General features: G+C 67.5%; 19 protein-coding genes. 5 read left to right on the top strand and 14 right to left on the bottom strand.

Annotated elements, in window-relative coordinates; all coding sequences use genetic code 11:
- Positions 1 to 29 precede the first annotated feature (29 nt).
- The 6 genes from KMW22_RS13175 to KMW22_RS13150 form a co-directional block, all read right to left on the bottom strand.
- Entirely contained in the window at positions 30 to 965 is a 936-nt protein-coding gene (locus tag KMW22_RS13175) for a magnesium transporter CorA family protein (protein ID WP_221090504.1), read from the bottom strand.
- A 351-nt stretch (positions 966 to 1,316) separates the two neighbouring features.
- On the bottom strand, positions 1,317 to 1,553 hold the full coding sequence (locus KMW22_RS13170) for a ferredoxin (RefSeq protein ID WP_084050657.1): 237 nt from the start codon (positions 1,551 to 1,553) through the stop codon (positions 1,317 to 1,319).
- 119 nt (positions 1,554 to 1,672) lie between these two features.
- A complete protein-coding gene (locus tag KMW22_RS13165; RefSeq protein WP_221090503.1) occupies positions 1,673 to 2,476 on the bottom strand; it encodes a nucleotidyltransferase family protein in 804 nt (267 codons plus the stop codon).
- Between the two features lie 6 nt (positions 2,477 to 2,482).
- The gene (locus tag KMW22_RS13160; RefSeq protein ID WP_221090502.1) at positions 2,483 to 3,910 is read right to left on the bottom strand and encodes a sensor histidine kinase; all 1,428 of its coding nucleotides are present in this window, start codon (positions 3,908 to 3,910) and stop codon (positions 2,483 to 2,485) included.
- A 7-nt stretch (positions 3,911 to 3,917) separates the two neighbouring features.
- Entirely contained in the window at positions 3,918 to 4,580 is a 663-nt protein-coding gene (locus KMW22_RS13155) for a response regulator transcription factor (protein ID WP_221090501.1), read from the bottom strand.
- A 229-nt stretch (positions 4,581 to 4,809) separates the two neighbouring features.
- Positions 4,810 to 5,172 (bottom strand): DUF1232 domain-containing protein, encoded by a 363-nt coding sequence (locus KMW22_RS13150; RefSeq protein ID WP_221090500.1) that lies wholly within the window; start codon positions 5,170 to 5,172, stop codon positions 4,810 to 4,812.
- 411 nt (positions 5,173 to 5,583) lie between these two features.
- On the opposite strand from KMW22_RS13150, the gene rplU reads away from it, so the two are divergent.
- The 4 genes from rplU to obgE all read left to right on the top strand — a co-directional run bounded on the left by rplU (position 5,584) and on the right by obgE (position 8,560).
- Complete coding sequence (gene rplU / locus KMW22_RS13145; RefSeq protein ID WP_221090499.1) at positions 5,584 to 5,886, top strand: 50S ribosomal protein L21; 303 nt, start codon at positions 5,584 to 5,586, stop codon at positions 5,884 to 5,886.
- 11 nt (positions 5,887 to 5,897) lie between these two features.
- Complete coding sequence (rpmA, locus tag KMW22_RS13140; RefSeq protein ID WP_221090498.1) at positions 5,898 to 6,170, top strand: 50S ribosomal protein L27; 273 nt, start codon at positions 5,898 to 5,900, stop codon at positions 6,168 to 6,170.
- Between the two features lie 80 nt (positions 6,171 to 6,250).
- Positions 6,251 to 7,099 (top strand): hypothetical protein, encoded by an 849-nt coding sequence (locus KMW22_RS13135; RefSeq protein WP_221090497.1) that lies wholly within the window; start codon positions 6,251 to 6,253, stop codon positions 7,097 to 7,099.
- A 117-nt stretch (positions 7,100 to 7,216) separates the two neighbouring features.
- Entirely contained in the window at positions 7,217 to 8,560 is a 1,344-nt protein-coding gene (gene obgE, locus KMW22_RS13130; protein ID WP_221090496.1) for a GTPase ObgE, read from the top strand.
- A 69-nt stretch (positions 8,561 to 8,629) separates the two neighbouring features.
- Here obgE and KMW22_RS13125 read toward each other — a convergent pair whose 3' ends face one another.
- The 4 genes from KMW22_RS13125 to KMW22_RS13110 are packed head-to-tail and all read right to left on the bottom strand — an operon-like array spanning position 8,630 to position 12,254.
- On the bottom strand, positions 8,630 to 10,426 hold the full coding sequence (locus KMW22_RS13125) for a DUF4900 domain-containing protein (RefSeq protein ID WP_221090495.1): 1,797 nt from the start codon (positions 10,424 to 10,426) through the stop codon (positions 8,630 to 8,632).
- The gene (locus KMW22_RS13120) at positions 10,413 to 11,351 is read right to left on the bottom strand and encodes a PilW family protein (protein WP_221090494.1); all 939 of its coding nucleotides are present in this window, start codon (positions 11,349 to 11,351) and stop codon (positions 10,413 to 10,415) included. The genes KMW22_RS13125 and KMW22_RS13120 overlap by 14 nt, the downstream gene beginning before the upstream one ends.
- A complete protein-coding gene (locus KMW22_RS13115) occupies positions 11,320 to 11,781 on the bottom strand; it encodes a hypothetical protein (RefSeq protein WP_221090493.1) in 462 nt (153 codons plus the stop codon). The genes KMW22_RS13120 and KMW22_RS13115 overlap by 32 nt, the downstream gene beginning before the upstream one ends.
- Positions 11,778 to 12,254, bottom strand: coding sequence for a pilus assembly FimT family protein (locus tag KMW22_RS13110; RefSeq protein WP_221090492.1), 477 nt, complete (start codon positions 12,252 to 12,254; stop codon positions 11,778 to 11,780). Before KMW22_RS13110 ends, KMW22_RS13115 begins: the two co-directional genes overlap by 4 nt.
- Positions 12,255 to 12,451: 197 nt before the next feature.
- Here KMW22_RS13110 and KMW22_RS13105 point away from each other — a divergent pair, with 197 nt between their 5' ends.
- A complete protein-coding gene (locus tag KMW22_RS13105; protein WP_221090491.1) occupies positions 12,452 to 14,146 on the top strand; it encodes a dynamin family protein in 1,695 nt (564 codons plus the stop codon).
- Positions 14,147 to 14,411: 265 nt separating this feature from the next.
- Here the strand turns inward: KMW22_RS13105 and KMW22_RS13100 are convergent, their stop codons facing one another.
- From KMW22_RS13100 to KMW22_RS13085, 4 genes are all read right to left on the bottom strand, one after another.
- Positions 14,412 to 15,140, bottom strand: coding sequence for an IclR family transcriptional regulator (locus KMW22_RS13100; protein ID WP_107138198.1), 729 nt, complete (start codon positions 15,138 to 15,140; stop codon positions 14,412 to 14,414).
- A 347-nt stretch (positions 15,141 to 15,487) separates the two neighbouring features.
- Positions 15,488 to 16,522: a M42 family metallopeptidase gene (locus KMW22_RS13095; protein ID WP_221090490.1), complete on the bottom strand. Its 1,035-nt coding sequence runs from the start codon at positions 16,520 to 16,522 to the stop codon at positions 15,488 to 15,490.
- A gap of 13 nt (positions 16,523 to 16,535) precedes the next feature.
- On the bottom strand, positions 16,536 to 16,946 hold the full coding sequence (locus tag KMW22_RS13090) for a cysteine hydrolase family protein (protein WP_221090489.1): 411 nt from the start codon (positions 16,944 to 16,946) through the stop codon (positions 16,536 to 16,538).
- 36 nt (positions 16,947 to 16,982) lie between these two features.
- Complete coding sequence (locus KMW22_RS13085; protein ID WP_221090488.1) at positions 16,983 to 17,774, bottom strand: enoyl-ACP reductase FabI; 792 nt, start codon at positions 17,772 to 17,774, stop codon at positions 16,983 to 16,985.
- Positions 17,775 to 17,897 lie beyond the last annotated feature (123 nt).

Below are 17,897 nucleotides of genomic sequence, written 5' to 3'. Positions count from 1 at the left end.
GGCCCAGACCGGATCAGCCTCCGTGCCGCTCACAGCACGCGCAGGCGGTAGAAAATGCCGGCCAGCGTTCCGGCCAGGGCCACTGCCAGGGCCAGCACAATCCAGATGCCATTGGGATTTTCGGCGAAGGGAATGGGCACGTTCATCCCGAAAACGCTGGTCACCAGCGTGGGAATCGCCACCAGAATGGTCGTCACCGTCAGCACCTTCACCACCTGATTCACGTTGTTGGAAATCACGCTGGCAAAGGCGCCCGCCATGCTGGTCAGAATGTTGCTGGCGATACTGGCCATTTCAATGGCCTGCAGGTTCTCGATCAGCACGTCGTCCAGCAGGTCACTGTCTTCTTCGTACATCTCGAAAATCCGGTCGCGCTTGACCCGTTCCATCATGGCCTCGTTGGCCTTCAGGCCGGTCAGGAAGTACACGAGGCTCTTTTCCAGTTTCAGCAGGTTCAGCAGTTCGCGGTTCTGCTGGCTGTTTTCCAGCTTGTCCTCAATGGTGTCCACGCGCTTGTTGATCTGCCGCACGTCAATCAGGAAGCGCTGGGCGTTGCGCAGAAACAGCTGCAGCGTCAGGCGGTTTTTCTTGACGGTGCTCACCCGGCGCACCAGCCCGCTGAGCACGTCCTTGACCACCGGATTTTCCGGCAGGGCGCACACCGTGACCAGGCAGTGGTCGGTATGCAGAATGCCCAGCGGCACCGTGTCGTAGGGGATATCGCTGTCTTCGGGCAGGCGGTAACTCGTCTGCATGATGATCAGGAGTTGCCCATCTTCGCGCTCAAAGCGGGAGCGCTCATCCGGGTCCAGGGGGTAACTCAGGTAATCCAGCTCCAGCCCGGTTTCGCGGCTGACGCGGGCCAGTTCCTCGGGGGTGGGGTCGGCGGCGTTGATCCAGCAGCCGTCCACGTACTGGTCCAGCGTGGTGAGCTTCCCGCCGATGCTGCGGTAGTACGTCAGCATGCGGGCCTCCGGAGCGACAGAGGGCCGTTACGGCGGCCCTGACGGGTGAGAGGGGGCCGGAAACTGCGGGGGCAATTGAAAGGCTTTAGGGTGCAGCACAACAGGGAACGGCGCATGACGCGACCTCCGGACACAGAAGAAAGACTCGCAGGGGCCGGGCCAAACTGGGCGGTTCGCCGTCCAGGGTAAAGGGGTCTGGGGTCACGTCATCACCTCCCTTGTTCGTCACAAGCTTCAGCGCCGACTTCCGGCGCAGCGCTGCCATGCTAGCCCCGCCGGGCGCAGGGCGGCAAGGGCCAAGGCGAAGGCCCTCCCCAGCGGGTGGAGAGGGCCAGCAGGTGGCGGGGGGCCTTAGAGCCCGAAGTGAGCGCGGTTCTTGACGATAAACTCTTCCTCGCCGCCGGGCACGTCCTCTTCGGGGAAGATGGCGCTCACCGGGCAGGCGGGCACGCACGCGCCGCAGTCAATGCATTCGTCGGGGTGAATGACAAACTGGTCACCACCGTCGTAAATGCATTCCACCGGGCAGACCTCGGTGCAAGCCTGGTCCTTGACACCGATGCAGGGGCTGACGATCACGTGAGGCATGGGGGACAGTATGCACACGGCACGGGGCCGCTGCAAGGGCGAAACCCCAGAGGATGCCTGGACGTTTTTCACGTTCAGGCGCGCAAAACCGACCCCCTGGGTCAGGATTGGAACGCGGTTCAGGCCGGCGGCGGGGCAGGATCGCTGGCCGCCCCGGTCAGGTGCCGGGCCACCAGTTCAAGGTCGCTGTCCTTGTCCACATCGGTGCCCACCGCCGCGTGCGGCGTGACCAGGGCGCGCGCCGTGACCCCCAGCAGCGCCGAAACTTTCGCTTCCAGCGCCGCCACGCTCAGGCGCCCGGTGACCAGCCGCAACAGAATGCCGGGGCCAATCAGGGCGGCCAGTCGCAGCGGGGCCTTGCGGGCGGCCAGCACCTCGCGCAGCCGGGGCAGGAACTGTCCGATCAGGGCCGGGTCCAGCAGAAAGAGGTTGCCGCCCGTGAACACGCCGTCTTTGAGGCGGGCGTAGGTGCGTTTTACGCCGGGAAAGGCCGCCTCACAGGCCTCGCGGCGCACCACTGGGTACACCAGCGCGGCGTCCGGGGCCGCGCGCAGCACGTCGCGCACCTGTTCAGCGCTCAGCAGCGGAATGTCGGCGGTGACCACCAGCACCCGCTCGCCGGGCTGCAGCCCAGCGGCGCGCAGGGCCTCCACACCGGCCTCAAGGTTGCTCAGCAGGGTGCCGTGGTCGGTGACCCGCTCGTCAATCCAGGGGTCCAGGGCGGGGGTGGTGGGGCCCACGTAGGCCACGCGCGCCACCTGCCCACTGCCGCGCAGGGCCCGCAGCACCCGCTCGGCCATGGTCAGGCCCGCCACCGGAATCAGGGGCTTGACCTTCACGCCGTGCGCCGCCGCGAAGGGGTCGCCGGGATCGCCGCCGCCCAGCACCACCGCGCTCCAGTGCGCTTCGCCTTGGATGTTCATTGCGGCTCAGGGTACCAGACGCGCCGGCACGGCCGCTGGCAGGTGCAGCTGCGCGCAAAAACCCTGCCCGGGCGCGCTGCGCAGGCTCAGCGTGCCGCCGTGCAGCGCCGCCACCTGCCGCGCCAGCGCCAGCCCCAGGCCGTGCCCGCCAGTGTCCAGGCTGCGGCTGGCGTCGGGGCGGAAAAACGCCTCGCCCAGCCGGGCCAGGGTGGCGGCGTCTACGCCGGGGCCGTCGTCGGTGACGGTCACCACGGCGCCCCCTTCCCTGGCTTCTACCGCCACCGTGACCGTGGCGCCTGGGGCGTGGCGCACCGCATTCGTGGTGAGGTTCCAGATGACCTGCCCCAGCAGCACCCGGTCGCCGGGCACGGTCACGGCCTGCGGGGCGTGCAGGTCCACATCCGCCAGGGGGTCCAGCTCGCGGGCGCGGTCCACAGCGTCGGCAGCCAGCTCGCGCAGCGGGACAGGCGCGCGCTGCACGGCCGCCGGGTCGCGCGCCAGCAGCAGCAGATGGTTGGCCAGGGTGGAGAGCCGCGCGATGTCCGTGCCAATTTCCTTCAGGTCGCTGCGGTAGCGCTCGGCGTCGCGCTCGCGGGCGAGGCTGCCTTCCACCCGGGCGGTCAGGGCGGCCAGCGGGCTTCTGAGGTCGTGGGCGGCGGCGCGCAGGAAGCCCTGTTCGCGCTCGCGGGCATCGGCCAGCCGGGCAAAGGCGCCCTGCAGGGTCAGGGCCAGCCGCGCCAGTTCGTCGCCCTCGCCCGCCCCGGGCAGGGGCCGGCGCAGGTCGCCGCCCGCCCCCACCGTCCGGGCCGCCAGTTCCAGGGCCCGCACCGGCCGCAGCAGCCGCCCCGCCACCAGCCAGCCCACCAGCAGCGACAGGGCCACGGCCAGGGGCAGCAGCAGGGTCAGTGCGCGCCCAAACGCCCGCCGGGCCTCGTTCAGGGCGCGGGTGTCCAGGGCAATCTGCAGCAGGGCGTTGCCCCGCAGCGGCCTTACCAGCAGCAGCGCCGCGCCGTCCGGGGTGCCGTGCAGGCCCGGCGCCAGGGTTTGAAGGAAAAGCGCCGGAAAGCCCGCCGTGCCCACCGCCTGCAGTTCGCCCCCCTGCAGCGCCACCACCCGCAGGGCCAGGCCTTCGCCGTCCACCGCACGGGCAATGCGTTCCAGGTCCGCCTGCGAGACCGTGGCCACCCCCAGCAGCGAGGGCAGCAGGTCGTCCGGCCCGCCCTCGCCGGGGCGGTGGGGACGCAGCAGATCCTCCACCCGGCCCTGCACTACTTCCACGGCGCTGTTCAGACGCTGCGCCTGCGCTTGCCGCAGAAAGCCGCTGACCGCCACATACAGCCCGCCCGCCACCAGGGCCACGGCCAGACCGGTGGCCAGCGCGGCCCACAGAGCCAGCTGGGCGCGCAGGGTCAGCGGCAAGGGGAGGCGGCGCATGGCGCCTTCAGCGCTCCACCCGGTAACCCCGCCCCCGCTCGGAGCTGATGGCCTCGGGGGCAAGCTTGCGCCGCACGTAGCGCACGTACACGTCCACAATCCGGGCCTCGCCCTCAAAGCCAGGGCCCCACACGCGGTCAATCAGGTCTTCACGGGTAAACCAGCGTTCGGGGGCCAGCGCCAGGGTTTCCAGCAGGGCATATTCGCGCCCGGTCACGGCCACCTCCTGCCCGTCCCAGCCCACCGTGCGGGCCACGGTGTCCAGCAGGCCGCGTCCCGCCGCAAAGGCCACGCGCGGCGCCCCCTGCCCCCGCTCCCGGCGCGACAGCGCGCGCAGGGTGGCCAGCAGTTCAGGCATGGCAAACGGCTTCACCAGATAAGCGTCGCCCCCCAGGTCCAGTCCCTCTACCCGGTCGGTCAGTTCGCCGCGCGCGGTCAGGAACAGAATGGCGGCCGCGCTGCCCTGGGCACGCAGTTCGCGGGCGACCGCAAAGCCGTCCATCCCGGGCAGCATCACGTCCAGCACCACCAGCGGAAAGTCGCCCAGGGCCGCCTGCTCCAGGCCCTCCGGCCCCGTCTGCGCCCAGGTGACGGCGTACCCAGCCTCGCGCAGGGCGCTGGCGGTGGGCTGCGCAATGCGTGCGTCGTCCTCCACAAGCAGCAGTCTCATCTGAGCCCCGAGTGTAGTCGCTTCGGTTAATGGGGGGTTACAGCGGGCCGGCCCCTCTGATCCGGGACGACTCTGCCTCCAAAACAGCGTGGGCAGAGCGAAGGGCTGCTTTTCCACGGCCGTCGTCCTGGAGTGTCTCGTGCTCGCTCTCCTGCGGAGCTCTTCCAGTCGGCGACACGGCTTTCGAGAGGCCCGTCACCCTTCGCCTTCTGCTCAGCTGAGTTCCGTCTCAGCCAGCCAGGGCCTGCCACAGCGCCCAGCCCAGCAGCCCCGCCGCCCCCAGGGCCCCGAAGGCCACCGCCGGCACCAGCCATGGCAAGCGCCGCTGCAAGGCCAGACTGCGCCCCTGCGCCGCCTGATACACCGGTGCCGGCAGGGTGCGCGCCGCCAGCGCCAGCAACCCCGGCACCACCAGGGCGTCGTCGGCCACGCCCAGCACCGGGGTGAGGTCGGGCAAGAGGTCCAGGGGCAGCAGAGCGTAGGCCAGCGCCCCCAGGGCCAGCAGCCGGGCACTGGTGGGGGTCTGCCGGTCCCCCAGGGCGAACAGCAGGGCCAGGGCGTCGCGCCACACCGCACGAATCCGCTTGATCACGCCCTTCAGTACGCGCTGCACCGGCCGGGCGTTCCCGCTGGGGCCCCCAGGCGTGGTATGCTGCCCGGGACCGCTGCGCCGCTCTTCAAAGGCAGCCAGCGCCGGAGGTCAGACGCACACCGACTCGCGCCCCCGCGAGCCTACGTGTACCGCGAGGACACGTTACAGACACGGGAACCTGCACGCAATCCACGCCCCCCTGGCCGCGCCCCTTCGCGCCAGACGCCGCGTTTGCCTGCTGCCCCCGTGCCCTGGTGCCTGACCGCCCCGGCCACGGGTGGCGTTCCCGTTGCGCTTCCCGCTGTGGTACACTCCGCTCTTGGTGACCCGCCAAGGCGCGGGGGCAACGAACGCAGCCAGAGCCGCCCGACAAGCAGCGTCTTGTCCGGGCGCGCGGCAGGAGGAACGAAGATGTTTGCAATCATTCAGACCGGCGGGAAGCAGTACCGCGTGCAGGAAGGCGACGTGATCCGCGTCGAGAGCCTGAAGGGCGAGGCCGGCGACAAGCTGGACCTGACCCCCATCTTTGTGGGCGGCGAGCAGGCAACCTTCGGTGAAGCGGCCGGTAAGTTCACGGTCAGCGCCGAAGTGGTCGAGCATGGCCGTGGCCCCAAGATCTATGTGCGCAAGTACAAGAGCGGCATCCAGTACCGCCGCCGCACCGGCCACCGTCAGGACTACACCGCCATCAAGATTCTGGGCATCAAAGGCTGAGGTGAACTGAAATGGCACACAAGAAAGGCGTCGGCTCGTCCAAGAACGGCCGTGACAGCAATCCCAAGTACCTGGGCGTGAAGAAGTTCGGCGGCGAGCAGGTGCTGGCCGGCAATATCCTGGTGCGCCAGCGCGGCACCAAGTTCAAGGCTGGCCCCAACGTGGGCATGGGCCGCGACCACACCCTGTTTGCCCTGGAAAGCGGCAAGGTCGTGTTCACCAACCGTGGCACCAAGGGCCGCTTCATCAGCATTGAAGTGCCCACCGAAACCGCCGCTGACTGAGTTTGCTCAGCGCATCTGGGCCGGTGACCCCCTGTGGTCGCCGGCTCTTTTCTTGGCCGGGACACGGTACAACACGGGGCATGTCCAGCCGCTTCCTGAGCATGGCCCTGCTGCTGGGCATCGGGGCCGCCCTCGCCGCGACCCCCATCCCCGCCCCCGACGCGGCCCGGCGTGAGGCGCTGGAGGTGGGCGCCCAGAACACCCTGCGCCGCTGCGTAATCGCCCTGGCCCAGGAACTGGACTCGACCGAGGCTCACCTGCCGGCCACCTGGGAGGGGCAATCCTGTGCCCAGGCCGTGCCAGAACTGGCCCGCTTGCCCTTTGCCAGGGACAGTGTCATCCGCCTGCGCCCGGCCACCGAGGAGGGGCTTGAAGTCACCCTCACCTCGGCGGCAGGGGGGCTGTACCGCTGGCCGCCGTCCCCAACGCCGTTGCTTCCACCGCCACGGGCAAGGTCGCCGCTCCTGACGAGCGTCGTGTGGCTGGCAGGGCTGGGCCTCTTTGCCGCCGCGCTGGGTCTTGTGGCAGCGGCGCCCGGGTCCCGCATGCTGGCGGGCCTGGGGTTGGTCCTGGGGGGCCTGAACGCCCTGTCGTGGCGCACCCTTGACCTGAGCCCGCTGGAGTCGGCCGGCGCCGTGGTGACCCTGGGTTTGGTGGGCTGGCTGGTGTTGGGGGTGCTGGGGACGCTGCCCCGGGCCGCGCTGCGCGCCGGCCGGGAAGCATGGTGGGTGTCGTTGGGCAGCAGCCTGTTCTGGGCGATGCTGCTGGCCCCCTTCGTGGCCATGCTGGTGCTGAGTGTTGGGGACACCCTGTGGGCCGCCCCTGGCTGGACCCTGGGCGCCGCCGCGCTGACCGTGCTGGGCCTCAGTCTGGCGGCGCGGCGCCGGCGGCACAGGGCTGAGCGCCGGGGCGCGGGGGCACTTCCCTGATAGACTGGCAGGCGTTGCGGCCTGACCGCCGCGCCCACCCACCTGGGTGTGGCCCTGCGTGTGGTCAGGCTGCGTTCGCGTTGCCGGCGCGTGCCGGACGCGCGTAAAGGAGTGATTGTGGCGTTCCGAGATGTTCTGAAAATTGAGGTGGCCGCCGGCAACGGCGGGGACGGCAGCATGTCCTTCCACCGCGCCAAGTACATGGAAAAGGGTGGCCCAGACGGCGGCCACGGCGGCCGAGGCGGCAGCGTGATCCTGCGCGCCATTGAGGGCGTCGAGAGCCTGGAGCGGCTGGTGGGCAAGCGCAAATTCAAGGCCCCCAACGGCGCCTACGGCGAAGGCCGCCTGCGCCAGGGGGCCGACGGCGAGGATATTTACATTGACGTGCCGGTGGGCACCACCGCCTTTGACGAGGACACCGGGCGCGCGATTGCCGACCTTGTGCGGGTGGGGCAGGAAAAGGTGATTGCGCGCGGCGGCTCTGGCGGACGCGGCAACAGCACCTTTGCCAGCAGCACCCGTCAGGCCCCCCGCTTTGCCGAGCTGGGCACCCCGGGCCAGAAACGCCGCGTGCGCCTGGAACTGCGCCTGATTGCCGATGTGGGGCTGGTGGGCTACCCCAACGCGGGCAAGAGCAGCCTGCTGGCGGCCCTCTCGCGGGCGAACCCGGCGATTGCCGATTACCCCTTTACCACCCTTTCCCCCATCCTGGGCGTGGTGGACCGCCTCGACGCGCACGGCCAGCCGCTGGACGAGCGCTTCACCCTGGCCGACATCCCTGGCATCATCGAGGGTGCCAGCGAGGGCAAAGGGCTGGGGCTGGAATTCCTGCGCCACATCAGCCGCACGCGCGTGCTGGTGTATGTGCTGGACGTAACCCGCGATCCGGTGGGCGAACTGCGCCAGTTGCAGGCCGAGCTGCAGGCCTACGACCCCACACTGCTGGAGCAGGTGGCCCTGGTGGCCCTGAACAAGGTGGAACTGACCGACGAGGACCTCGCCGTGATGGTGGAAGACGAACTGGCGCAGTTTGGCCTGCCCGTGATCCGGGTGAGTGCCAAGGGCGGCCAGGGCCTGCCGGAACTGCGCGAGGCCCTCTTCCAGATGCTGCCTGACCGTGAGCTCTGGGCCCAGACGCACGCCCTGGACATTGAGCCGGACACGGTGGCCGAGGAGCCGCTGCGGGTGGTCTTCCGCGAGGATCCGCCCGCGCGCGGGGTGGGCATCGTGACCACTGGGCAGCCCGAACGGGTCTGGGAGATTCATGGGGGCGGCTTTGAGGAGCGCATTGTGCGCTTCTCGCGCTACATGGAAGAGGCCGCCGAGTACCTGGGCGCTGTCTTCAAGCGCCAGGGCCTGTACAACGCCCTTAAACGCGCCGGCGCCCGCGAAGGCGATACGGTGGAAATCGGCACCTTCCGCTTTGAATACTTTGACGATGAGGAAGGGCGGCGGGGGTAAAGAACGAGGGCCAAGAGATAGAGGGACCGGGAAGAAACCCCGGTCCCTCTGTTTATGGTGCTCTCTGGCTTACTTCTCGTCCCAGGTGTTCTGCTTGGGCCAGAAGGTGGTGGCGGTGAACTTGGTGGTGGCCGGGAAATAGGGAGGCACCGCGCCGCCGTTCAGGAAACGTTTGTCGTAGCTGAAGTTATCGTCGTAGCCCTTGACGGTTTGGCTCCCACTAGTAATCGCGCGCAGTGGGTCAGTATTCTCGGCCAGCGAGCCCAACAGGTTCAGCTTGCCCCGCGCGCCATAGACCACGGACGGGTTGTCAATGCCCTCCACCAGCAGACCCTTGCCGCTGCCCCCAGCCAAAATTGAGCCCATGATGTAGATATCGTTGGGCGCCCCCGTTCCGACCAGCACGTTGCCACTTCCACTGATGATCCCCAACACATTCTTGGCATCAGGGACGGTGCGCGGGTCCTCCGTATAGGTGAGGTCGCCCTGAATACGGACGTCGCCGCTGGAGGCAATGTTCAGCTTTGATTCGGCTGCCAGCGCGGGCGGCACCTGGACAGGGGGGGAGGCGGGAGAGGGGCTAGACACAGCACCAGTCCGCGCGGGGCCACGCAGCGAACGAATGCTGCCATTGGCATACAACTGGCCGTTTGGCACCCCGGTCAGGTTGGTCACCTGATTGCCTGTGGTAACCGTGGTGGTGTTGCTGCCATAGTTCACTTCAATACGGGTCACCACGCCAGTCGCACTGGTCACGGTATACACCTGATTCTGACCATTGACGCTCAGCTGCACATCCTGGGCGTCACCCTGGATAAAGATGCCCCCAGTCACGGTGCTGCCCGAACGAGGTACATAAACACCACTGGCCGGCGTGCAGTTCTGGTTTTGCCCAATCGCCTGACAGATTTCTCTGTTGGTCAGCGCGCCAGTCAGCCCCGCATTCAGACCAAGGGCCGCGCGGGCCTGCGAGAAAGCATTGGTGGGCAGCGGCACAGTGTCACTCACATGCTGCTTGCCGTAGCTGCCGTAATCAGGGGTGGTACAGCCTGTGGTCTGGTTGGCAGTGACCTGATAGGCGCGGGCCACACAGTCATACATAAAGTTGGTAGGCGAGGCGACCGTCACACCATAGTTAAAGCGAGGGTTGCCACGGAAAGCCACATTTTTATTGAAGTGCACTGGCCCATCGAACGTATTACCTGTTCCGAAGAACCCGCCACCACTGCAGAACTGCCTGCCGCCGGACATCCAGCAAGTGCCCTGGTTAAAGCCGCCATCATCGGCCAGCAGCACATACTGATTCAGGTACTGACGGCCCAGCACCAGCCGCAGGGTTCCCGTGGTTTCCACGTTGCGCTGGTGTTTGCCGCTGGTGCCAGTGCCGCTGAGCTCGTAATCTACATAGTAGGTTTGCCCTTCTTTGTTTCGGCTGGCCTTGTCCAGGCGGAAATTGTCGAACACCACGCCGCCCTGGGCACTGCCACCGCCGTCGGGGGCCGTCACACTCGCATTGCTCTTGACGGTGCTGTTCAACTGCGTTTCCACTGTTCCGTACGCCGACACCGGCACAATATCCTCGCTGGCCGCGTCCTTGCCGCTGGAGGCAAAGGCGTCTACGTACGGCTTGAGCACCGTATTCACCTGGGTCACGCCGTCGTTCACCAGAGTGGCCGTGGCCTGCGCCACACTGGCCTCAGCCAGCGCACGGGCCCGCACAAGGCCCTGGCTGGAGTTGGTCTGGAACAGTTCGCTGGTGGACGTGGTCACCAGCGTGAAGGTGATCAAAAGCACTAGGGTCATGACGGCCAGGGCGCTGACCAGCGCGAAGCCGTGGGTCTGGGGGGTCATCTCAGGGCGCTGCATTCTGGGTCGCCTTCCTCATAAAGACAGTGTTGGTCAGGGCGTAGGTGCGCCGCGTGCCATTCGTCTGAGCACGCGCTTCCTGACCAGTCAGGGTCACGCGCACCACGTTGGGAATCGCATTGGGGGTGGTGGTAAAGGTCACGCCGTCCACCGAATACTCCAGGCGCATGCCAGAGATGTGATAGGCCACCACCTGCGCTGCTTGGCTGTCAATCTTGCGGTACAGCGTGGGCACACTCTGACCACTGATGGTTTCCGTCCCCAGGTAATACTGAATGACCCATACCTTGGAAATGGCGCCGTCAGGAGCCCAGGTCATGCCGCTCAGAGGGTACTGGTTGTGATTCAGCTTGATGTTGCCAGGGGCACCGGGCGTCCTGTTCCTGTCATTACCGGTGCAGGGATTTGACTGATGCGTCTGCACCCAGCGCGCGCCCTGTGAGCCAACGGTGACGAGGGCCCAGTCGTCGCCTCTAAAGACCTCATCACAGAACTTTCCCTCTGAGTTAGGTGAATTCACGTCGGTGACCGAATTCTGGGAGAAGGACTTACTGTTCGGATAACCGCCGGGCTCGGGGATGGTGAAATACCCGGCGGCGTCAGTCACCGTCAGGGTCAGCACCGTATTTGTGCTGACCGCACTCTTCAAATCATTGGGGACGTTGGCAGCCGTGTAGAGCACACGCGGATCTGAGGCGCGGCGCAGGTCGTAGGCCATCATTTCCAGGCTGCTGCGTACGGTCGCCTGCAGTGGCACCCGCTCCTGCTCCAGGGTTTGCACGCGGGCGGTGGTCATCAACATGCTGCTGGCAGCGCCCAGAATCACCAGCGTGATGGCCGAGGCAATCAGCAGTTCCAGCAGGGTAAACCCAGCCTGACGGCTTGCCGCAGCCTCAGCGGGTAAAGCGGGTGTAGACCGTGACACTCTTTTCCTCCTTTTCTTTCCAGAACACCTGCACCTTGAGTTCCCACAGACTCAGGTTGCTGCCCGAAGAAACGGGCGTGGCTTCCAGTACACTGCGAAAACGCTCAAACTGACCTTTCAGGTTGGCGGCGTCTGAGACGTGCGAGGGAATGCCCGTGTCCCCGGAGAAGCTGTGGTCATAGGCGTATGTGCAAGTGACCTTACCCGTGGGCACTTCGACACAGGGACCCACGGTGTCCAGTGGCTCCTGGCCGCTGCGGTAGCGCTCAATCCAGGTTTCGGCGGCACTCAGTGCCGAGCTGCGGGTGCGCGAGCTGGAGTTGTTGGACATAGTGGCAGTCAACATGGGGCTGACACTGGTGGCCATAACCAAAACGAGCAGCATGGCGACCAGCACCTCGGTGATGGTTAAGCCTTCGGCGCGCTTCATAGAATCCTCGTGAAGCCCAGGGCCGTGACACGCAGGGCGACACTGGTCTTACCGTCGCTGCCCACCACCGTGGTATTGCTTGACATCACATTGTTCTGGGCAGCTTCCAGAATGCCGGTGGTCAGGAAAACGTACTGCGTAGCCACGCTGCTTAGGTTCAAGCGGGCGCGGCGAAATACGTAAGTCTCAGCTGTGGCCCAGGTGGTCTTCGTAAGCTGCCGTTCCACCACATAGCGGTCAGTGGAAAGCGTAATGCGGTACACCTGCCCTTCGCTCAACGTTTTCGTGCGGTACAGGTTGAAGTCAGCGGCCAGTTCGCTGATGTCAGTGCGTACCTGCTGGGCCCGCAGCCAGGGCAGAAGCGTCATGGCCGCCACGCCCAGCAGGATGGACAGCACGCCAATGGTGATCAGCAACTCGACCAGCGTGAAGCCTTGCTGGGACTGATCCGGGGTGAAAGGGGGTGTCGTCATAGATGACCTCGCTGTCATCCAAAGTGCCACTCTGCTTCTGACAGGCGCCGCACAAATTCCCACGCAGAGCCGCCGTTTGCGCCCATTTGGGGGCCCCTGAATGGGGGAAGACCCCCATTTGGGGAGGGGCCCCGAACACCCACAGCCCAACAGTTCATCAAGGCCGCCACCCGGCCCAGGCGGGTAGGCTGGGCGGCATGCTGGTGTCCGGTTCTGTGCACACCCTGCTGGCGCGCGAAAGGCAGCTGCTAGCGGACCTTCAGGCCTTCGTGGAGGGCCAGGGGGCCCCCGAGGACGTGGTCGCGCACGCGCGGCAGGCCCTGCGCGCGCTGGATGAAACCTTCCTGCTGGTGGTGGTGGGCGAATTCAACGCGGGCAAGAGTTCATTCGTCAACGCTCTGCTGGGCGCGGCGGTCCTGCCAGAAGGGGTCACCCCCACCACCGACCGCATTTACGTACTCGTCCACGGCGAGAAGGCCGGGCAGATGGAGCCCACCGCCGACCCCTTCGTGAGCCGCCTGACCCACCCCCTGCCCAGTCTGGAAGGCGTGGCGCTGGTGGACACGCCGGGCACGAACGCCATCATCCGCCAGCACCAGACGCTGACAGAAGGCTTCTTGCCCCGGGCAGATCTGCTGCTGTTTCTGACCAGTGCCGACCGCCCCTTCACCGAGTCCGAGCGGCAGTTTTTAAGCCTCGCGGCGCGCTGGGGGCGGCAGGTGATCATGGTGGTGAACAAGGCTGACCTGCTCGAAACCCCGGAGCAGAAAGCGCAGGTGCGCGAGTTTGTGGAAACGGGCGCGCGTGGCGTGCTGGGCCTGACCCCACCCGTGCTGCTGGTAAGCGCCCGGGCCGAGCAACGCGGCGGCGACGTGGGCTTTCACGCCCTGCGCGAGGTGCTGCGCGTGCGCCTCTCCGACACCGAGCGCACCCGCCTGAAACTGCAAAGCCCACTGGGCACCGCCGCTGCTCTGCTGTCTGGTGAAGAGGCGCGCGCCGAGGCGGCCCGGCGCACCCTGGCCGAGGACCTCACGGTGCTGCGCGACCTGGAAGCCCAGCAGGTCACCCACCGCGAGGGCATGCTGGGCGAACTGGACGGGCAGCTGAACCGGGTTGGCCGCCTGCTCAGCGAGTTCGAGGTCCGCGCCGACCGCTTTATTGACGACCACCTGCGCTTTTCCAATCTGCGCGGGCTGCTGAACAGCCGCGAACTGGAAGACGCCTTCCGGCGCGAGGCGGTGGCTGATCTGCCCGAAGCCATTGACCGGCAGTTCGGCACCATGATTGACCGCTTCGTGGAGGCCAACCTGCATTTCTGGGAAGACGTGCAGGCCTTTCTCATTCGCCGTCAGCCCAGCGCCGAGGTGGCGCGCACGCGCTTTTCCTATGACCGGGGCGCGCTGCTCGAAGGCATTGCGGGCAGCGCGCGCGAGCACCTGGAAACCACCACCGAGCAGCACCTCGCCCGCGAACTGTCGCGCGACGCCGAGGACGCCATGAAGGGCGTCATCGGTGGGCTGGCCGGTGGCGTGGGCCTGGGAGCGGGCGTAGGCGCCCTGATCGGGGCCTCGGCGCTGGACTTCACTGGGGGCATTCTGGCGGGGCTGACCCTGGGCAGCCTGGGCCTGTTCGTGCTGCCCAACAAACGCATTCAGGCCCACCGGCAACTGCGTGCCCGGGTGGCCGAACTGCGCGAGGCCCTGGAGCGGATTGTGCGCCGGGAATATGAACGCGAGCAGGAGCGGGCCGACACCCGCCTGCGCGACGCGGTCAGCCCCTACACCCGCTTTACCGCGCAGGAGCAAACGCGCCTGCAGGCTGCCCGCGAACGTGCAGCGGCGCTGCGCACAGAGCTCGAAGCCCTGCAAAACGAGGTTAAGGCCCTGGGCTGAGGCGGCGAGCGAGCAAGTAGGTCTGCTTCCCTCTTGCCCGCCCACCCACAGAAAGGCTTCAGTCCGTCTTCAATTGCGGCGAGATGAGAGCATCGTCGTCTGGGACGGTAGGAGCGCTCACCCGCCTCGGCTACGCAGCACTGCGAATCGCCCGCAAGGAGGCTCAACCAGCGCGTTCGTCGGGCCACTCTACGCGGACGGCTACAACTCTCCGAACCTTGAGCGGATGAGGAGCATCATCTTCGGCCGCCTCTGGCCCTCGCGCTTACGGCAGCGCTTCGGCTTCGCGGACGATACTCAGCACGCGTTCGCGGATGTGGCGCTCCTCGCGCAGGTAGCGCTGGGCGCTCATCTGTACGCCGATGGCGGCCACCACACTCTCGCCGTGGGGATCGCCGGGGTGCGAGAGGGCGTGGTACGGCACCCCCAGCGTGCACTGGCCGGGCACCCATTCCTCAATGGAGTAGGCGTAGCCCAGGCGGCGAACCTTGGCCACCTCGGTGCGCCATTCGTCCAGCGAGGTAATCGAACTGGGCGTGCAGGCTGAGAAGGTACGCGGCGTGAGATCGGCGTGGGCGTACAGGATCTTGCCGCTGGCGGTGGCGGTGGCGGGCAGATAGACATCCAGCGGCAGGTCGATGTCAGCGTCGGGGTGGCGCTCACGGATGGCGGCCACGATCTCCTCGCCTTCCAGAATGCACAGGAAGGCGACGGAGCGCACCTCCAGCGCCAGCCGCGTGATGAGGGCGCGGGCCTCCGGGAACCAGGGCAGCGCGGCGGTCAGCTGGGCGCCCATCTCGGCCAGATGCCACGACAGGCGGTATTTGCCCGCCGGGGTGCGGCGCAGGAAGCCTGCTTCGGTGAGGCCCGCCAGATAGGCGTGGGCAGTGGCGCGGGGCACGCTCAGGTGCGCGGCCAGCGCCCGCACGCCCCATTCCGGTTGCTCGGCGCTGAAGGCCCCCAGGATGTTCGCCGCTTTCTGTAACGACAGCACTCGTCCAGCTTACAGGGACGAGGGGGGAAAGTATATGGGGTGGGGCTGGGGGGCAGATGGCAGTGAAACTGCCTAATGCGGCCCAGCGGGCCTGTCAACCCCCTGCTGCTGCTGCTCGCCCCTGCTTTTTCTCCGCTCCATTCAGTGCTGAGCGCCGCGCTGCTCGGCCCAGACGTTAACGCGGCGCAGCGAGCTCCGGGGCGAAATGCTGTAGGTGCTGGCCTGAGCCGCCACGTGCTTGACGCGGGCTTTGGCACCCTGCCCCCGCAGGAGGTGCTGGACGTAGGGCCGAAAACAGCTTCATCCCTTCCCAGGGGGCGCTGGGGGCGGCGAAGCTGGACGAGCTCTTACGCTGGGCGACCGGAGCGCAGATAAGACAGCATCAGTTCCCCCGTGGCGCGTAGAGCATCTATGTGGGTGCGTTCATAGGCGTGGCTGGCGTCCACGCCGGGGCCGATTAGGGCCACCGGGTAGTCGCCCCCCGCGCGCCACGCGGCTGTACCGTCGGAGGCGTAGTAAGGGTAGATGTCCACCCGCAGGTCCAGCCCGGCGTGGGCCGCAGCGGCCCGCAGGCGCCCGCCCAGCGCGTGGTCGTAGGGCCCTCCGGCATCGGCCACGCACAGGGTTACATGGTGTTCGCTGCTCGTCTGGCCCTCGCCCACGGCCGCCATGTCCACGGCGATCAGTTCGTCGGTGTGGGGCGGAATGCCGGTGGCGGCGCCGTGGCCCACCTCTTCGTACGTGGTGATGTGAAAGGCCGCCGTGACCGGCGCCGGGTGGGCCAGCAGTTCCCGGGTCACGCCCACGAACACCGCCACCGCCGCCTTGTTGTCCAGGTGGCGGGCCTTCACGTACCCGGCCGGGGTCACGCGGGGCCGGGCATCGAAGCTCACGAAATCGCCCACGGCGGCGCCCAGGGCCCGAACGTCGGCGGCGCTGAACACCCGCTCGTCCAGGCGCACCTCCATCACGGCGGCCTCGCGTTTCAGCTCGCGCAGGGCGGCGCCGTGGACATGGGTGCTCTGGCGCACGTTGACCACGGTGCCGGTCAGCTCGCGGCCGTCCTGGGTGTGCACCCGCACGTCCTCGCCTTCCACGGTGGCCCAGTCGTAGCCGCCCACGGCCCACAACCGCAGGCGCCCGGATGGCTTGATCTCCTTGACCATGGCGCCCAGCGTGTCCACATGGCCGCTGAAGGTGACGTGGCCCTCCCGCGTCCCCGGCACCTCCCAGGTCAGCGCGCCCTTGCGGGTGCGGGCCGGGGTCACGCCCAGGGCGCGCAGTTCGGTGTCCAGCAGGGCCACGGCCTGCTCGGTGAAGCCCGTGGGGCTGGGGGTGGCAAGCAGCCGCACCAGCAGGTCCAGTGTGTGGTCCAGGTTCATGGGGTCTCCCAATTCATAGTGGCTTCAGGGGCGCCACCACAAAGCCCTGGGCCTGGGCCCCGGCCAGGGTGGCGGTCCATTCGGGGGTGTCCGGCAGGCCCAGGGGGTGCAGGGTCTGCACCGCGCGGGTGTGCAGGGCGGCGCCCAGGTCCGAATCCGCAAAGGCGTCGGGGGTCCCGGCGCGCACCAGCAGGTCGCCGTGTTCCACCCGGAAATCCGGGTGCAGGGTCCAGGGTTTGAACAGTGTGGTCCAGTCGGCCCCGGGGGGCGCGTCCCACTGCACCACGGCCACCAGCCAGCCATTGGCCCGCGCGGCCAGGGTCTGGTGGGCCCAGGCGCGGGCCAGGGCGCGCTCGTCGGCCCGGCCGTCCAGAAAGGCGCGCTGGGCGTGCAGCAGCAGCAGGGCGTGTGGGGTCAGCGGCATGGGCCGCAGCATAGCGGGGCCGGGGGGCGCCCCCCGTCAGTTCTGCTCCAGTTTCATGCTCATGATGCTGGCGCCCGCGTCCACGTACACCGTCTGGCCGGTCACACCGCTGCCCAGGTCTGAGAGCAGGAACAGGGCGAGCTTGCCCACCTCTTCAGGCGTGGCATTGCGGCCTAGGGGCGCGCTGGCGGCGGCTTTTTCGTACATGGTGCCAAAGCCCGGAATGGAGCGCGCCGCAATGGTGCGCATGGGCCCGGCGCTGATGGTGTTTACGCGCACGCCGCTGCCGCCCATCTCGGCGGCGAGGTAACGGGTGGCAGCTTCCAGGGCAGCCTTGGCCACACCCATCACGTTGTACTTGGGCACCACCTGCTGCGAGGCGTGATAGGTGAGGCTGATGATGCTCGCGCCGGGGCGCAGCAGTCCTTCAGCGTGGCGGGCGGTAGAAACCAGCGTGTAGGCGCTGACGTTCAGGGCCGTGTTCCAGTCCTCGGGGGTGGTGTCCAGAAAGCGGCCGTCCATCGCCGTGCGCGGCGCAAAGGCGATGGAGTGCACGAGGTAATCCAGGTGCCCGAATTCCTCTTTCACCCGGGCGAACAGGGCGGCCAGATCCTCGTCCACCGTGGCGTCGGCCTGCTGGCTCCACACGCCTTCACGGCCGGCCAGCAGCTTGTCGAGTTCGCCCTTCAGGCGCTCGCCCTGGTAGGAGAAGCCCACCCGGCAGCCTGCAGAGAGCAGCTGCTCGGCGATGGCCCAGCCCAGGCTGCGCGCGTTGGCCACGCCCATCACCAGGGCCGTTTTGTCGGAAAGATCAATCTGGACCGTCATGCGGGGGACTGTAGCAGCCCCCGGGGGCGGCGCGCTGAAGCGGGTGCAAAAGGGCAACTGGGCGGTGCGCGCCCATCACCCTCTCCCCTCCCTCTGACTTCAGTGCCCACCTTCACCCACCCC

The sequence above is a fragment of the Deinococcus aquaedulcis genome (genome assembly GCF_019693445.1).
Lineage (GTDB): Bacteria > Deinococcota > Deinococci > Deinococcales > Deinococcaceae > Deinococcus > Deinococcus aquaedulcis.
The sequence above is the reverse complement of the archived record's forward strand: the minus strand, read 5'-3'. Positions and strand labels throughout refer to the sequence as shown.

What these genes read in the sequence shown, in the direction of transcription:
- KMW22_RS13175 (WP_221090504.1), bottom strand. Translation starts at nt 965, where the DNA reads ATGCTGACGTACTACCGCAGCATCGGCGGGAAGCTCACCACGCTGGAC.
- KMW22_RS13170 (WP_084050657.1), bottom strand. Translation starts at nt 1,553, where the DNA reads ATGCCTCACGTGATCGTCAGCCCCTGCATCGGTGTCAAGGACCAGGCT.
- KMW22_RS13165 (WP_221090503.1), bottom strand. Translation starts at nt 2,476, where the DNA reads ATGAACATCCAAGGCGAAGCGCACTGGAGCGCGGTGGTGCTGGGCGGC.
- KMW22_RS13160 (WP_221090502.1), bottom strand. Translation starts at nt 3,910, where the DNA reads ATGCGCCGCCTCCCCTTGCCGCTGACCCTGCGCGCCCAGCTGGCTCTG.
- KMW22_RS13155 (WP_221090501.1), bottom strand. Translation starts at nt 4,580, where the DNA reads ATGAGACTGCTGCTTGTGGAGGACGACGCACGCATTGCGCAGCCCACC.
- rplU (WP_221090499.1), top strand. Translation starts at nt 5,584, where the DNA reads ATGTTTGCAATCATTCAGACCGGCGGGAAGCAGTACCGCGTGCAGGAA.
- rpmA (WP_221090498.1), top strand. Translation starts at nt 5,898, where the DNA reads ATGGCACACAAGAAAGGCGTCGGCTCGTCCAAGAACGGCCGTGACAGC.
- KMW22_RS13135 (WP_221090497.1), top strand. Translation starts at nt 6,251, where the DNA reads ATGTCCAGCCGCTTCCTGAGCATGGCCCTGCTGCTGGGCATCGGGGCC.
- KMW22_RS13125 (WP_221090495.1), bottom strand. Translation starts at nt 10,426, where the DNA reads ATGCAGCGCCCTGAGATGACCCCCCAGACCCACGGCTTCGCGCTGGTC.
- KMW22_RS13115 (WP_221090493.1), bottom strand. Translation starts at nt 11,781, where the DNA reads ATGAAGCGCGCCGAAGGCTTAACCATCACCGAGGTGCTGGTCGCCATG.
- KMW22_RS13110 (WP_221090492.1), bottom strand. Translation starts at nt 12,254, where the DNA reads ATGACGACACCCCCTTTCACCCCGGATCAGTCCCAGCAAGGCTTCACG.
- KMW22_RS13105 (WP_221090491.1), top strand. Translation starts at nt 12,452, where the DNA reads ATGCTGGTGTCCGGTTCTGTGCACACCCTGCTGGCGCGCGAAAGGCAG.
- KMW22_RS13095 (WP_221090490.1), bottom strand. Translation starts at nt 16,522, where the DNA reads ATGAACCTGGACCACACACTGGACCTGCTGGTGCGGCTGCTTGCCACC.
- KMW22_RS13090 (WP_221090489.1), bottom strand. Translation starts at nt 16,946, where the DNA reads ATGCCGCTGACCCCACACGCCCTGCTGCTGCTGCACGCCCAGCGCGCC.
- KMW22_RS13085 (WP_221090488.1), bottom strand. Translation starts at nt 17,774, where the DNA reads ATGACGGTCCAGATTGATCTTTCCGACAAAACGGCCCTGGTGATGGGC.